Raw genomic sequence first — 14,228 nt, forward strand, 5'->3', positions numbered from 1 at the left:
TCACCTTTCATCTTTTCCCTTTCCCGTCCACCGGGTCTTTCCCTAAACAAGCGGCCCCGCGAGGGACCGACCCGATACCATGCGCCTGTTGTTGATCATGCTCCGCAAAGAGCTGAAGGGATACTTTCTCAATCCTTTTGGCTGGGTGGTGTTCGCTTTCGTCACCGCGATGCAGGGGGCAGCCCTGTCCACGGCGATGAAGGGCTTCCGCGACTCCCCGCGCCAGGACAGTCTGGTGTGGGCCGTTTTCCACACCCCGCTTTTCTGGTTCTGGTTCCTCTTCATCTTCCCGCTGATCACCATGCGGACCTTCGCGGAAGAAGAACGCAGCGGCACCTTGGAAGGCCTGCTCACCGCCCCGGTGCGAACCTGGCAGGTGGTGCTCTCCAAGTATGGAGCCTCCCTGCTCTTCTACATCCTGCTCTGGATCCCCACCTACATCCAGTTCCGCATGTATGAATGGGTGACCGACGTGCCGCCCGCCTATGCGCCCGGCGCGATGATCGGTGCCTACTCGGTCATCTTCCTGATGGGGGCCGCTTTCACCGCCATCGGCTGCTTGGCCTCCGCCTTGACCTCCAGCCAGATCATCGCCGGCCTGCTTACCATCGGCCTGCTGGTCCTCCAGTATTTCCTCGGCTACGTCACCGTGATCTGGGGCGAGAGCTTCCGCGCGGCACCGCTCTTCCACTACATCTCCAGCCAAGAGCACCTGCACTACTTCACCCGCGGGATGCTGGATACCCGGCCCGTCGTCTACTACCTGAGCGTGACGATCTTCATCCTCTTCATCACCTATCAGGTGGTCGATTACCGCCGCTGGCGCCGCTGAACCCATGAGCAAGGACTCCGATACACCCTCCTCGCGAAAGCCGGCGAAGCCGATAGGCCGCTTCGGCACCGGCACCTTGTCGCTCCTCCAGATCCTTTGTGTCACGATCCTCTTCGTGGGCATCAATTACCTGAGCTCGCAGTACTACGCGCCAAAGGATCTCAGCGCGGATGCCGCTTTCACGCTGTCTCCGGCCACCAAGCGCTTTCTGGAATCTCCCGCGGTGCAGGAGCGGGATGAGCCGATCCGCGTCATCGTCGCCTTCCGCCGCAGCAATGGTTTCTACGACCGCGTCCGTGCGCTCGCCGAGGAATACTCTCGTATCGCGGGCAAGGGGAAGGTGAAGCTGGAACTGGTCGATCCCATCCGCTCTCCGGACCGCACCCAGCAGATCAAGGAAGCCTACCGCAAGGTTTTCGGCACCGCCTTCAACAACCGCACGATGTTCACCACCGACCTGGTGATCATCGACGCCCGCACCAAGGCGGAAAGGGACGCGATGGTCAGCTCCCCGAACGATCCGCCGAAGAAGAGCCACATCCGCTTCATCGAATCGGAGAACATGGCCCGCTTCGAGACCGATGAGAAGGGCCAGCGCAAGATCACCGGCTTCGTGGGTGAAGATGCCATCACCACCGGCCTCGTCGCCGCGATCGAGGGCCAGCCGCGCAAGGTCTATCTCTTCACCGACAAGACTGGCTACACGGTGGATACCGTGGACTCCCCGCTCAGTACCTTCGAGGGCATCCTCCTTTCCCAGAATGCGCTGACGGTGCGCGCGCCGATTTCCGGCCTCGACCGCATCCCCGATGATGCCGCCGCAGTCGCAATCATCAATCCGGCCTACGATTTCACCCCGCAGGAACTCGAGGTGTTGGGCGAATACTGGAACCGCCCGAAGTCCGGCGTGCTGGTCACCCTGGGACAGGAGACACCGCCGCGCCTGCGCGCCTTCCTCCGGAATCTGGGCATCACCCCGGGCCGCGACCGCGTGATCACCGCCAAGGGCGACCAGATCATCTCCACCGTGCGCGGCACCTTCAAGGGCGGCATGGAATTCACCAAGGACTTCTGGGATAAGGTGGCGACTTTCGAGGGCGCGACCAACAGCCTGGAAATCCGGGACAGCGACAACGAGGACCTGCTGAATCGCAAGATCATGCCTTACACACTGCTGGAGACCGGCCCGGAGTTCTGGGGCGAGACCCGCTTCGGCGCGGCCACTCCGGCCTTCGATCCCCGCGAGGACAATCCGGGCCCCTCCCGTCTGGCAGGCGCCGTGATCCGCGGCGGTGCCACGCGCGACGACGTGGGCGACAGCGTCTCGAAGATGGTGGTCATCTCGAACTCCGATTTCCTCTCGCCGAAATATCTTACCGACATCAACCGCAATTTCATGGCCAGCTCTGCGAACTGGTTGATCGGCCGCGAGGAGCTGACCGGCTTCGGCCCGCGCACGCTGGGCACCTACAAGCTGCCGCTGCTGGATAGCCAGGTGTCCTTCATCAACCGGGTGAACCTGTTCTTCCTGCCGGGCTTCGCTTTCCTCATCGGCCTCATCGTCTGGTCCTCGCGCCGCGCCTGATTTCCCATGCGCTCCCTTGCATTCACCTTCTTTCTCCTGCTCCTTACCGCGGCCGTCGTGGCGACGGTCGCGCTGGGCCACAAGGGAATCGGGCTGAAGCAGGTCTTCGGCACGCGCTACACACCGGTGGGCGCAAACCTCTTCCCCATCGAAAAGTCGGAACTTGAGAAGATCCACCGCATCGAGCTCTCCGGAAACGGCGTGCAGGCGGAGTGTGTCTTCGAGAACGGCTTGTGGAGGGTCACCCGCCCTTGGCAGGACCGCATGGACCCGCGCGCTGCCGAGGCGATCCTACAGTTCACGATCGGCACCCGCGTCGTTGATGTGATCCCGGAGGGCAAGCTGGATACCTCCAAGATCATGCTCAAGGAGGGCACCATCGGCATCCATATCGAGGACAAGGATGGCAAGAGCCTCGCACGCTACGTGCTGGCGCGGAAAACCGAGTGGACGGTCATCGACCCGGAAACCGAGCAACCGGATGCCACCGTCTTCCTCATCCCGGGCGAGAACAATCCCGGAAACTACACCTACGCCGCGACCGGCGATATCCATCCGATCTTCAAGGACGGCCTCCGCCACCTCCGCGATCATCATCCGCTTCTTTTCAATCCGCTGGGGCTCGAAACCATCCGCATCGATGGCAGCGAAGGCGAGCTGCTGCTTTCCCGCGGCGATCCGAAAAGCCCTTGGCGGATCACCAAGCCGCTGGAATTGCGCACCAATCCGGAAGCCGTCACCAAGCTGATCAACGACCTCACCAAGCTGCGCGCCCTGCGGGTGGCGAATCCCGCCGAGGTGACCTTGCCCGGCGAGGACCTGCCGGGCCGCCGGCGCATCGCGCTGAAGCACTTCGGCCAAGGCCATGAAGTGATCCTGGAAATCTATCCGCCAAAGCTCGCGGAGTCGGACACCGTCTTTGCCACGGTAAGTGATCGCCCCGGCGCGGTCTTCGAGCTACCACTAAAGGCCATCGCACCCGCCGCGCTGACCACCGAGCTGCCTCCCGCTTCAGATCCTAACAAGCAGCCGCCTCCGACCCCGATCAAGAAGGAGGCACCGCCTGCCGAGGCCATGGTATCGGTGTCCGCCCTGCCGGACACCGTGAACGAGCTGCGGAATCCGATGCTGACAAATCTGGATCTGACCTCGCTGCAGGGCATCCTGATCGCTCCTTCCACCGGCACCCAGATCCTCCTCGCCCGGGATCCCGGCAAGGGCGCGCGCTGGCACTACCGGACCGCCACCGGGAGGATGGAGCTGGCGAATGATTTCACCCTGGCCCGCCTGCTGAGAGCCGCCACCACCACGAAGGTGCTGTCCTTCGTGACCGATGCCGCCGTCGATCTGGCACCTTATGGGCTGGACCGCCCCTCGCTCTCGATCCGCTTCCTCTCCTTCGGGAACGAGGGCTTCGAGCTGATCTTCGGCCGCTCCACCGATGGCACCTGGCACGCGATGCGGACCGGAACCTCCACCGTGATGAGGCTGGATGACCAGTTCATCCGCGATATCAGCTCCAATCTCTGGGAGTGGCGCCAGCCCGGGGTGTGGGCATTCTCGGAAGTCGACCTCACCGGGATCGACCGCAAGGTCGAAGGCCAGCCACCCCTCTCGCTGGAATACCGCTGGGCCGAGCAACTCTGGAAGGCGAAGATCAATGGCATCGACCGCAGCGCCGAGCTGGTGACGGAGCGCGCCAACCAGCTCCTCAAGCTCCTGACAAACCTGCAAACGGAAAGCTGGCTCTCCCCGGATGACCTGGAGGCGAACCGCGCGCTGGCCCGGCCGGTGATGACCTTCGAGCTGGCGGTGAAGACCGTGGATGAAGACGGCGAATTCTCCGGCACCAAGCGCATGAGCCTCACCCTCGCCCCAGCCAGCGATAGCCCGGACAATCGCACCTTCTTCGCCCGCATCGGCTCGGATCCCCACCCCTTCAAGCTCGGCTTGGACACGGTGCGGCGCCTCGCCGTGGATCTTTTTGGAGACGATTGAAGCCCGCCGTGACGGTTGTTGGAGCGGGAATCTTTGAGGAATCTTGATTCTTCGAGCTTTCCGCTTCCCCATCTCGCGCATCTGGTGTTTTCTCCGGCCCGCCGCCACCGTTTCTCATGGAACTCGACCTCATCGACGTCCACTTCGACCTGAAGTCCATCAAGCCCCGCGAACTCGAGGAAGCCCTCGAGGATCCCTTCGGCTTGCGCCTGTTGCCCGATCACGAAACGGGCGAAAGCCGCTTCTACGCGCTGGGGAGGACCGTGGCCGACCGCTATCTCTTTGTCTGCTTCTGGACCGACGGGAAGCGCACCCGCGTAATCGCCGCGCGCCCGATGACCGATGGGGAACAACGGTTCTACGAGCGGAAGTACGCCGAGTTCAAATAAGCCACCCCATGACTCCTATCTCACGCTGGTCGGACATCCCGGCCTTTGACGACGAAGAAGCCGAAGCCAAGTTCTGGGAAAGCCACGAGCTTGATGCCCGCTTGATGTCCGGCTCGATCCACGAACCCGACTCGCGCGAATCCACCACGATCACCCTGCGCTTCGATCCCCGGATGCTTTCCCGCATCAAGCGCATCGCCCGCTCCCGCTTCCTCAACTATCAGTCGATGATGAAGCAGTGGCTGGCCGAGCGACTGGAAGACGAGCTGCGCAAGCAGTAAGCCGGCGAGGCGGATCTTTGATCGATCCGCCTTTTCCGTATTCCCCCATCCGCTCCGCCCGTGCGCCACGTCCTCAGACATCCCGCGCTTTGGCTCTTCGGCTTCGCCGTATGGTTCATCACGCTGTGGATGCTCTCGTCGAAAGTTCAGCACTTCCCGCCGGCGCTCGACTTCCGCTTCAGTGACAAGCTGATCCACTTCGGCTACTTCTTTGGAGGCGCAGGCCTGTTTTCCGCTTTCCTCTACCGGCTGAAACCCGCAGCCGCGAATTGGAAGCGGATCTTCTGGTTGACCGTGCTGGTTATCGGCCTCACCGGCGCCCTGGATGAGTATCACCAGAGCCATGTCCCCGGCCGCAGCGGAAATGACCCCGCGGACTTCACCGCGGACTTGGTCGGAGCCCTCGCCGGAGCACTCGTCTTCCGGAAGTGCCACCGCTGGATCGCCTGACCGCGACGCGCCCGTCTCGCTTGGCCGCTAGGTCTCCACATCCCGTCCTGCCTTCCCCACCTCGCGAAGCGCAGACCGATTGGTGACCCGAAGATCGCCGAAGGCTTGGAGGCGATCTGGACTCCCCGCATGGGAGCGCCCGAGTCAATCTTAGTGATGGGTGATTCTACCTTTTCGCGTCCCATGGCAGTAGAAACAGTCCCGACGATCATCCTATAACCACGTCGTGAAGAACTTTCATCATCGCCTTCCCTCCCGACCAACACCTCCCAACAGGACCCGATCCGCCTGTTAATTTCCCTGTTATAACAGGCGGAACAGGCGAAAAATGACGAGGCTCCCCACCCCTCCGCGGAGCCCTCGGCCTTGCTTTACCCATCCCTCCCGACAACATCCTATCAACTCCTCCACCGCCCCCCCCCCGGCATGCATTTCAATCCCCGCCTTGTCTCCCTCGTCCTCGCCGTGCTCTCCATCACGGCTCCCTTCTCCTCGAAGGCAGCGATAACGCCCGAACAGGTCGCAACCGCGGTGAAGAGCCCAGAGGGAGTCACTTGGACGGTATCGCAGCCGCAAGGTCAGCATTGGTATATTGCCGCCGATGGGCTGCAGCTCAGTGATCCCAATGTGCAGGCAACGCACTGGATCGAGGCCTCGGCGACCGGCCCCGGCATCGTGGGGCTGGACTTCACCAATATGACCTGGGTCTCCCAGAGCGCGCTGAGCGTTACGGTAGACGGTCAATTGTCGGAACCATCGGATCCCAACGCCGGGGGCTCTGCGCGGGTCGAGATAGGAGCCGGCCCTCACACGATCCGGTGGCAGTTGCAGCGTACCGTCACGGTCTCTAGCAACCAGAACCCATGGATGATGATCAGCAATGCAAGCTGGATGCCCTACGCGGTCCATCCCTTGGAAACAGGTTTGGTCAGCGCTACCGGGGTGACCCTGAGCAGCCCCGGAACCAACCCGTGGATCGGTCAAGACGGACGGCATCACGGCGATGGCGCAGCCGCTTGGTCGGGACTCAAGGTCCGCTCATCCCCTTCAGGCATCGAAGGCGAAACACCACTGCGCGCGAGCTTCGAGGGGCCTGGTGTTCTCTCATTCTGGCAACGGATCTACGGCAGCGGTCAGGTGGCGTTCCGCTTCGACAACGGCAGCGACCAATTCAGCAATCCCTACGAATGGACCCGCACTCGTCTTCTCGTAGGTCCCGGTGCACATAAGGCCGAGTGGCGTCCCAGTGTCTACTCAGGGGCTGGACGCGCTTCCTTCGACATGGCTGTGGACGAGATCCAACTGCTTCCACTGGTCCCTTATCACGAAGCTTTGGGCACGCTTGGCATCCAGTGGACCGCGACCCAAGAGGACCCGGATGCCGCTTTGCCCTACGGCATTCCCCAGCCCGGTGCGTCGACGGGTTCCATAGTGACAGGATTCAGCTACCGCACAACTCTAAGCACGCCGGTCAGCGGCCCCTCGCTGCTTGAGTTCCGCTTCCGGGGCGCTCAGCCGGATCTCATCCTGGATGCATCCCAAACCTACCACGCCACAACGTATCAGCTACCGAGACCCGTGATCGATGGCTGGCTGTGGTGTGCTGCCGCAATTCCGGCCGACGCTCAAAAGCTTACCATCCGGGGCTGGGAATCCACCGAGCTCGACGAATTGAAATTCGTATCCCCGCCTTCCACCATCGCCAAGAGCCTCGGCCTTCCCGAGGGGCTGCTCGGCATGGGAGGCCAGGATGCCCATTCGGTGGTCGCCCTGCCTGAGGTCGATGGATTCGGGGCGATGATCGAGGTCGAGCACGGACAAGAAGAAGCATGGCTGGAACTTCCGGTGCAGGGACCCGCGGAACTACGCTTCTTTCGGAAAGGCTTCGAAGCCCTCTACTTCCGCGAAGTAACCATCCAGATTGACGGCAAGGAAATCGAAGTTCCGGATCGCTATGTTTCGGAAGCAAGCAGCCGCATTGAACTGCCTGCCGGAAACCATCGCGTCCGCTGGGTGGTGCGCCCTCCCGCCTCGGCTGCGCGTCAGCCAAACCGCTTCTATCTCGCGGCCCCGCAGATCACACCCCTGGCACCGGGTGCAGGGGCACTCCCGGCATTGGGCCTCGCGCAGCCGCTCGCTTTGCCTGTCGGATGGTCTGCCGTGATGGATACCGGCCGGGAGAGCCCGATCCTCCAAGCACCGCCTCTGGCGGAACTTCCCCCGGACCACCAATCACACGAGTTCAGCACCCTTTTCACCGGCCCGGGCGAATTGTCCTTCTGGTGGCATGCGGGGACACCGGAAGATGGTGACCAGCGCGCACGATGGACCTTCCATAACAATCGCCTGAACAATGCCTCCGTAACACGGGAACCAAACGCTCCCGCCGGCTGGAGACAGGAAAAGCTGTGGCTACTGCCCGGAGAAAGCGCCTTTTCCTGGATTGTCAGTGGAGATCCGGAGGCCGTCGCCTTGACGGCGCTGGACCAAGTGGAGTTCACACCCTCTCCGACAGCATCACTCGGTGAAGCGACGGATGCACCATCTCTTCCATGGGAAACGAACACGAATCTGCCGTGGACAGGTTACATACCCGGAGCACCGGGAGAGGATATCGCCCTCTCGCCAAGCCTCTCTCCGAATGAATCCTCCACCTTGCGAACGACGGTGCAGGGCCCCGGGACCCTGTCCTTCCGCTGGAAATACTTCGGTTCGGATTCGGTGAACGGCATCTTCAAGGTCGATGGCATCCAGCGTACCGACGACAACATCGAGGGAGATCGTCAGGAATCGGTGATCTTGCGCCCGGGTCCCGTGGAGCTTCAGTGGGAGGTAAAGTGTCGATCCTGGGGAAAGGCGAACGACAGCTGGATCGGGGTGGATGAAGTGGTATGGACGCCCTTGGAACCCCTGCCCTTGACCGAGAGCTTGGACGCACCTGCCACGGTGAAATGGAAGACTTCGGAAGCCCCCGGCTTCCAAGCCCGCACGGATCCGGATGCAGAAGGTGGAAGCCACGCCTATGCAGTGGTCAGCGACGGAGAGGAAGCTTGGCTTGAAGCCACCGTTCACGGGCCCGGCCTTTTCGATTTCTGGTTGCTGGATATCCCTGGATTCCATTTGTGGGAGGATGAAATCTGGAACTACTGGAGCCTGACCATTGATGGCAAACCGGTCTTCGTCTCCGGACGATCTTGGCCTGCACAATGGATCACCGGTGAAGGCCCGCACAAGATCCGGCTGATCTTGAAAATCCCGGAAGGCTACGGCGGCCAGATGGGGGGCGCGGTGGATCAAGTGAGCTGGACACCGATGGCTTCCCTGCCGCTGGCCAAGGCGGCTGGAGGCGCGAAACTAAGATGGAAAACGAGTTCCCCGCAAGCGGTCGGCGGACTGAAGGAAATTGGCCGCGAAGGAGCACCTGCGATCCTCATTCGCTCCCGCGATAGCGAAACGAACTGGATTCAGACGACCGTGAAAGGACCATGCGAGATATCATGGAACTCCATGGCCGAGATGAGATCGGAAGCCGGGGATTCGAGACTCTCGCTGACCCTGAACGGCCGGGAAATCGCCGGCTTCTGGGAGCACGAATGGCAGGCAATGCGCCTGACCCTGCCCGCCGGAAACCATGTCCTGCGCTGGAAGAGCACACCATGGGACGACACCGGGGAACCGGAGGATCCGCGTCTGGCCTTCGACAGCACCTGGCTGATCAGCGGGATACAGATCAAAAAGGGTCTCTCGCCCCTTGCCCAAGCGCTCGATGCGCCGGAACTATTCGCCTTCGAAGAAGGCGATGCGGGCGGGCGCTTGATCAAGATCGGCAAGAGCGACTTCTGGGAGCCGGGTGTCCGGTCGCAGCTCAGGATCTTCACCCAAGTCAAGGAAGGACGATGCAGCTTCCGTTGGGGACGCCCCGATGGCGGCTGTGCTGAGGTCTGGTCGAGCTCCGTCTGGGGCGGCGGGGTAACGTTGGCGTCCGCCCAAGCCGGCTGGCAGCAGCACCCCTTCCTTCTGCTACCGGACTCTTACCTCGAGCTCGAATACCGATCCGTGCCCTTGCACGCGGGAAATGCCGGGCCGCCTTTGCTGGACACCCTCGTCATGGACCTGCGCCCTGAGTCCACTTTGGCCAAGGCCACGGAGTCGAAATCGCCGCTTGTATCCGAGGGCTGGGGCAGTGTCTTCTCCCGCGAGGCGAAGGTGGGCAAGGACCATGCGATATCGCTGCTGGGTTCCGGGGGAATCGGATGCACCGCCTCCACCAGCATCGAAGGTCCGGCGTCGGTTTCCTACTGGTGGAAGCAGTCGGGACCGGGAACGCTTCGGCTACAGGTGAATGGGATTCTCCTGCCAGTGCCTGAAGTTGGCACAGCATGGAGCAAGGTGGAGTTCCGCATCCCGGCAGGGGAAGCAAAGGTGGAGTGGATTCATCGCTTCACGGGCACGAACGAGGCGATGGACTACTCTGAAGCGGCACTCGATGAACTGGTCGTAAAGCCGGCGGAGGACTTCGCATTGAACAGCGTGGCGCCGCTGGATCCGGGTCTGGTTCTCAGCGAAGTGAAGGACAGCCCGGAGCGAACGCCTTGGCATCCGGTGGCTTATCGCGGGATCGATGGTTCTTGGACAGACGCGGCGCGCGCTGTATCCGGTGGAAAGAAATTGCAGGTATCCGTCCACGGGCCAGCTCTCTTGTCTTTCCGAGCGCGGGTTTTCGATGGCTATCCGGTGGTCGAGACGGACCTCCCGATCTCACCCGCCAGCGTTGTCATCGTGAATCCACCTGGACCACAGCCGGGTAGTGTCCTAATTTGATTGTTCCACGGGAACGATTCGCTCAACCGCCCTTTTTTGGAAAAAGGAACCTAGAGGACGCACCCAAGACCAAAACGAGCGTGTGTGTGAAGATGTGAGTGAGAACCTCCTCCACCTTCTTCTCGTTGTTCACGATCATCATCACGTAATCCCCGATCAAGAAGGTTAGGAAAATAACAAGGCACAGCGCGAATCCGATCACGATTCCGACAACCCAAGGAATCTTCTTAACGAAGCCGTCCTTAATGCACTTCCGCAGGTTGTAATTGTCGTGAGAATCCAGCGCCTCGTAGTTTCCATCTTCAATGGCTCGCTGCTCCGCAAGGGCTTTCTTGTCAGAGGCCTTTGGTAGCGGTGTCTCGGGATGGATTTTTTCCAACCCTTGAATTGGAGCATTAAGCGGCATTCGCGGCCTTCTCCATGTAATGCTTCTGGATCATCTGGGGCGGGATGTCGGCTCCCATGTAGTGCTTTCCACCCTCCACTTCCCAAACCTGATACCAAGGCGTTCCTTGAGCATGAGTCATTGAGGAAAGCTGTAAACCAGTGTAATCCTTGTAGGCATTCCAGACGCTCTCAAGGAAAGGAGTTAGCCTTTCGGGGTTTGAGAGCTGCACATTCTCCGCGACTTCAGTAACGGGAATCGGCTGATTTCCGTAGGTCTTAAATCTCCGATAGAGACTGGGAATCACCGGGCCGTAACGCCATGCCTCGACGCTTTCGTCGATCAGCGGGGTTTGGGTCAGGCCCAAGTGCCAGCCATGAGCGATGTAAACCAACTTCAACAGCTTCATCGGGGAGATTGGCTTCCCTTCGGCAGCCCCCCTTTCAATGAAAAAGTTAGCAATGGCTTGTACTGGTTCGGACACGCGGTGACACATGCACGCCAAACCGTGAAAGTCAAGTGTTCAATTGATCAATTGGAAACGCGCCACCAGCGATTGCGGCCCTAACCGCATCCGATGGATCACTGATTGGAGGCACCTTGAGAACCGCAATGTATTGCGGCTCCGTGCCATTGTGAAAGGCCCAAGCGAACGCCTCAGAAGCTTCTGGGTGGCCTGATAAGGTGAAGGTCTCAATATTCCCGTCGAAGACCTTCTGGCCCTCGTAGAACTCCACGACACGGCTTGTGCCGGAATGCGCGCAGTCGCAACCGTGGAGGGCTGTGACTGCTTCCGTCAGGTTTTGGATGTAGGCGCTCACGCCTCGCCCGTCCTCTCCACCAGTTCCGATACCTTCCATTGCGAGGCTTCAATACCTGCTTCCATGGCTGGAGTGCAACGCAAGGTGCCGTGAGTCTTGCAGAAATTGTAGTAGGCGTAATGAAGGGCGATAGCCGCGTCGAAGTTCTCCCGCTTCTTGCTGAATGCATTGGTCAGGCGGGACAGGCGGCGGCAGTGCATGCGCACCGTGTGATTCTGCTTTTCGACATAGGACGTTGAGCAAAGCTTCATGTCGGGCAAGCCTTGCACGGGGATTTTTTTAACCTTGAGAACATCGGGCGGGGAATACCGGCGCTGGGCTTCCAAGTTCGTGTGGGTGAAGGTTTTGATAACAGCCCCGTAGTTTACTTCGGAACCGAAAGCCCGCTCAATGGCGTCCGCGTAGGCCGGGAAGGCATCGGAGGAAATCTGCGGCGTGCTAACCAAGCGGGAGGCGAGGTCGTCAATGAACTGCGTGGCGTGCATCTTGTCGCGCTTGCCGGTGAGGAACGACGGCACAAGCTTCGTGGCGGCATCCAAGGCCACCCAAACCCACACGTCGCCCGCGTCCTTCATGTCGTTTGCCTTGGCAGTCTTCTGCTTGGCACCAATGAAGCCCCAAAGCTCATCGACTTGAACCTGCGCGATGCTGAGGCCGTGCATCTTCTTGTCCATGATCTCCGCGCAGCCCTGACCAACTCGCACACCAAGGCGCATGATCGTATCACGGTGAACGCCGGTCATCCGCTCAATGCTGCGGATGCTGTTGCCCTCGCAAAGCATGGAGATTGCGGCGATCTTCTTTTCGGCTGGAAGGTTGTTGCTCATGGCTTGCTTGACTTTCTGAAATAGGTATGACCTAAATCACTCAAGAGCACAATGAAAAAAGTAGGAAAAGAATCAAACCTTGGAGGAGCTAGGCCCGGTGCGGGACGGCCAGCCGGTCAAACCAAGTCCAAGGTGTCTGTGTCTGTGGACGCCGACATACTAGACAAGGCCCTAACAAAATGGGGAGGCAAACTGTCCCCCCTTATGGAAAAGCTCTTGCGCTCCTACGTTGAATAAAGTAGGAGTTTCTTGCGCATGGAGCTAGAGGGAATTGAACCCTCGACCGATTGGATGGAAAGCCGCCGGTCGCACCAAGCTAGCCCCTAGTGCAGTTCTGATTGAAAGATTGGAGCCCTTCCCCCGTTGCAGCCTCAGGCGTCGAAAACCAAAGCTGCAACGGGGGTGTTTTTTCGGGGAAGGGTGTCCGGGCTATAAGCCCTTCCCGTCGTTCTTCTCATATTTGTGACCCAATGGTGCATGTGGGAAATTAGTAATCGTCTTCGTCAGACGTAGGCGGGTTTGAATTGGCCATGTCCGCCAATTCTTCCAAAGAGAGAATCTTAGAGGGCTCCTCCGGTGCCTTTGCGCGGGTAGCTCGACCGACCACTTGCTCAAGCGAGGCAGGTTTTTTGCCCGAGCCCTTCTCAACAATCCGGAAATAGCCGGATTTCGCTAGGCGTGAGAGGATGAAGCTGATCTCGGAGCGAGCTACTTTAAACCCGGCTTCCTCGACCGCCTTCTGAACGTCATTGAGATCGAAGCGCTCGGGGACCTTCTCCATGACTCCTTTGATCATGTCGGTCTTGTTGTTGCTTGCTGTGGTAGACAGGGTGACAACCCGTTTCGCGGTTGGCTGCTCTCCGAACCGTGATTGCTGGTATTCAGCGACAATTCGAAAAGCTTCCTCGATCCGCTCCAGCTTAGCGCGGTCTTCCTTGAGGGCCGCTTCTACTTTGGTGAGGTCGATTTCCATGTGACGCAGAAGATCTGGCAGCTTTGTCTGAGCGCGTCAATCTCTTCTGTGCAATCAGACGAGAATTCATCCGAACACTCCTCAGGATCGGACGCATCGCGATTTCTTGATGCGTTGCTTGTGTGACAAACGCAGACAAGCTCAAGGCCTGATTGTTCCACGGTCTCCCGGCTCAAATTAGGACACTACCCACAGCCGGTGGTGAGTGGCCATCTTCTTTCGGTTGAAGTGGATGGGATTGCGCGTGAGAGAGTCGCCGCGGATCCTTCCGGAAACTGGCAAGACCGGCAGGTGCATGTTCCTGAAGGAACGCACCTCGTGGAGTTCCGCTTGATGAGCGAGATGACATCCGCGTGGTATCTCGGTCGCTCGGTCGTGGATGCCATCGACCCGGATCTGCAAGGATGGGTGGATGACCTGAGCGTGATACCGGTGTCGGATCACTATCTCGAATGGGCCAAGGCGAAAGGGCTCACCGCGGAGCAGCACGGACCTGCGGTGGACGCCGATGGCGACGGGGAAAGCAATCAGGTGGAGTACGCACTTGGCAGCGATCCGCTCGATGCCACCTCAAAGCCGCCGGTGATCACGATCCAACCCTCCTTGTCAGGAAACCTCGGCGGTCGTTCGGTGATGGTGCCATTCCTGCCTCCGCATGTTTCGGGAAAACTCGAATCCAGTGTAGATCTGGTCAGCTGGCAGGACTATCCAGCCACCCTGAGACATTTCCGCATCATTCCCGGAGTTCTTTGGCCCGGTCAGATCACCGATACACAGACCCATCAGGCGATCCCCCTTGGCCCGCTGGACACCGCCTACTACCGGATCCAGTTCGAGGACATCGTGCTGGAGGAATAATAAACCGG

13 protein-coding genes are annotated in these 14,228 nt (G+C 60.1%); 8 read left to right on the forward strand and 5 right to left on the reverse strand.

The window, feature by feature from the left end; all coding sequences use genetic code 11:
- The first annotated feature begins 97 nt into the window (after positions 1–97).
- The 7 genes from HHL09_RS01195 to HHL09_RS01225 all read left to right on the forward strand — a co-directional run bounded on the left by HHL09_RS01195 (position 98) and on the right by HHL09_RS01225 (position 10,356).
- Positions 98–832, forward strand: coding sequence for an ABC transporter permease (locus HHL09_RS01195; protein ID WP_240963707.1), 735 nt, complete (start codon positions 98–100; stop codon positions 830–832).
- 4 nt (positions 833–836) lie between these two features.
- Positions 837–2,417 carry a DUF7088 domain-containing protein gene (locus tag HHL09_RS01200; protein WP_169452680.1) on the forward strand — a complete coding sequence of 527 codons (1,581 nt, stop codon included), beginning with the start codon at positions 837–839 and terminating at the stop codon, positions 2,415–2,417.
- Positions 2,418–2,423: 6 nt separating this feature from the next.
- A complete protein-coding gene (locus HHL09_RS01205) occupies positions 2,424–4,415 on the forward strand; it encodes a DUF4340 domain-containing protein (RefSeq protein ID WP_169452681.1) in 1,992 nt (663 codons plus the stop codon).
- Positions 4,416–4,531: 116 nt separating this feature from the next.
- Complete coding sequence (locus HHL09_RS01210) at positions 4,532–4,804, forward strand: BrnT family toxin (protein ID WP_169452682.1); 273 nt, start codon at positions 4,532–4,534, stop codon at positions 4,802–4,804.
- An 8-nt stretch (positions 4,805–4,812) separates the two neighbouring features.
- Entirely contained in the window at positions 4,813–5,085 is a 273-nt protein-coding gene (locus HHL09_RS01215) for a CopG family antitoxin (protein ID WP_169452683.1), read from the forward strand.
- Between the two features lie 60 nt (positions 5,086–5,145).
- Positions 5,146–5,535, forward strand: coding sequence for a VanZ family protein (locus tag HHL09_RS01220; RefSeq protein WP_169452684.1), 390 nt, complete (start codon positions 5,146–5,148; stop codon positions 5,533–5,535).
- Positions 5,536–5,961: 426 nt separating this feature from the next.
- The gene (locus HHL09_RS01225; RefSeq protein WP_169452685.1) at positions 5,962–10,356 is read left to right on the forward strand and encodes a hypothetical protein; all 4,395 of its coding nucleotides are present in this window, start codon (positions 5,962–5,964) and stop codon (positions 10,354–10,356) included.
- 22 nt (positions 10,357–10,378) lie between these two features.
- On the opposite strand, the gene HHL09_RS01230 is transcribed toward HHL09_RS01225, so the two are convergent.
- From HHL09_RS01230 to HHL09_RS01250, 5 genes are all read right to left on the reverse strand, one after another.
- Positions 10,379–10,735 (reverse strand): hypothetical protein, encoded by a 357-nt coding sequence (locus tag HHL09_RS01230; protein WP_169452686.1) that lies wholly within the window; start codon positions 10,733–10,735, stop codon positions 10,379–10,381.
- Between the two features lie 16 nt (positions 10,736–10,751).
- On the reverse strand, positions 10,752–11,150 hold the full coding sequence (locus HHL09_RS01235) for a Panacea domain-containing protein (RefSeq protein ID WP_205760954.1): 399 nt from the start codon (positions 11,148–11,150) through the stop codon (positions 10,752–10,754).
- Between the two features lie 106 nt (positions 11,151–11,256).
- Positions 11,257–11,562, reverse strand: coding sequence for a hypothetical protein (locus HHL09_RS01240; RefSeq protein ID WP_169452688.1), 306 nt, complete (start codon positions 11,560–11,562; stop codon positions 11,257–11,259).
- Positions 11,559–12,389: a DDE-type integrase/transposase/recombinase gene (locus tag HHL09_RS01245; RefSeq protein ID WP_169452689.1), complete on the reverse strand. Its 831-nt coding sequence runs from the start codon at positions 12,387–12,389 to the stop codon at positions 11,559–11,561. The genes HHL09_RS01240 and HHL09_RS01245 overlap by 4 nt, the downstream gene beginning before the upstream one ends.
- A gap of 487 nt (positions 12,390–12,876) precedes the next feature.
- Positions 12,877–13,362, reverse strand: coding sequence for a hypothetical protein (locus tag HHL09_RS01250; RefSeq protein WP_169452690.1), 486 nt, complete (start codon positions 13,360–13,362; stop codon positions 12,877–12,879).
- A 333-nt stretch (positions 13,363–13,695) separates the two neighbouring features.
- Between HHL09_RS01250 and HHL09_RS01255 the strand changes: the two genes are divergently transcribed.
- Positions 13,696–14,220 carry a thrombospondin type 3 repeat-containing protein gene (locus HHL09_RS01255; protein ID WP_169452691.1) on the forward strand — a complete coding sequence of 175 codons (525 nt, stop codon included), beginning with the start codon at positions 13,696–13,698 and terminating at the stop codon, positions 14,218–14,220.
- Positions 14,221–14,228: the final 8 nt, after the last annotated feature.

Source organism: Luteolibacter luteus (assembly GCF_012913485.1).
Lineage (GTDB): Bacteria > Verrucomicrobiota > Verrucomicrobiia > Verrucomicrobiales > Akkermansiaceae > Haloferula > Haloferula lutea.

Excerpts from the sequence above, each read along its gene's own strand:
- HHL09_RS01200 (WP_169452680.1), top strand. The coding sequence starts at position 837 with ATGAGCAAGGACTCCGATACACCCTCCTCGCGAAAGCCGGCGAAGCCG.
- HHL09_RS01255 (WP_169452691.1), top strand. The coding sequence starts at position 13,696 with ATGAGCGAGATGACATCCGCGTGGTATCTCGGTCGCTCGGTCGTGGAT.
- HHL09_RS01225 (WP_169452685.1), top strand. The coding sequence starts at position 5,962 with ATGCATTTCAATCCCCGCCTTGTCTCCCTCGTCCTCGCCGTGCTCTCC.
- HHL09_RS01215 (WP_169452683.1), top strand. The coding sequence starts at position 4,813 with ATGACTCCTATCTCACGCTGGTCGGACATCCCGGCCTTTGACGACGAA.
- HHL09_RS01205 (WP_169452681.1), top strand. The coding sequence starts at position 2,424 with ATGCGCTCCCTTGCATTCACCTTCTTTCTCCTGCTCCTTACCGCGGCC.
- HHL09_RS01195 (WP_240963707.1), top strand. The coding sequence starts at position 98 with ATGCTCCGCAAAGAGCTGAAGGGATACTTTCTCAATCCTTTTGGCTGG.
- HHL09_RS01250 (WP_169452690.1), bottom strand. The coding sequence starts at position 13,362 with ATGGAAATCGACCTCACCAAAGTAGAAGCGGCCCTCAAGGAAGACCGC.
- HHL09_RS01210 (WP_169452682.1), top strand. The coding sequence starts at position 4,532 with ATGGAACTCGACCTCATCGACGTCCACTTCGACCTGAAGTCCATCAAG.
- HHL09_RS01245 (WP_169452689.1), bottom strand. The coding sequence starts at position 12,389 with ATGAGCAACAACCTTCCAGCCGAAAAGAAGATCGCCGCAATCTCCATG.
- HHL09_RS01235 (WP_205760954.1), bottom strand. The coding sequence starts at position 11,150 with ATGAAGCTGTTGAAGTTGGTTTACATCGCTCATGGCTGGCACTTGGGC.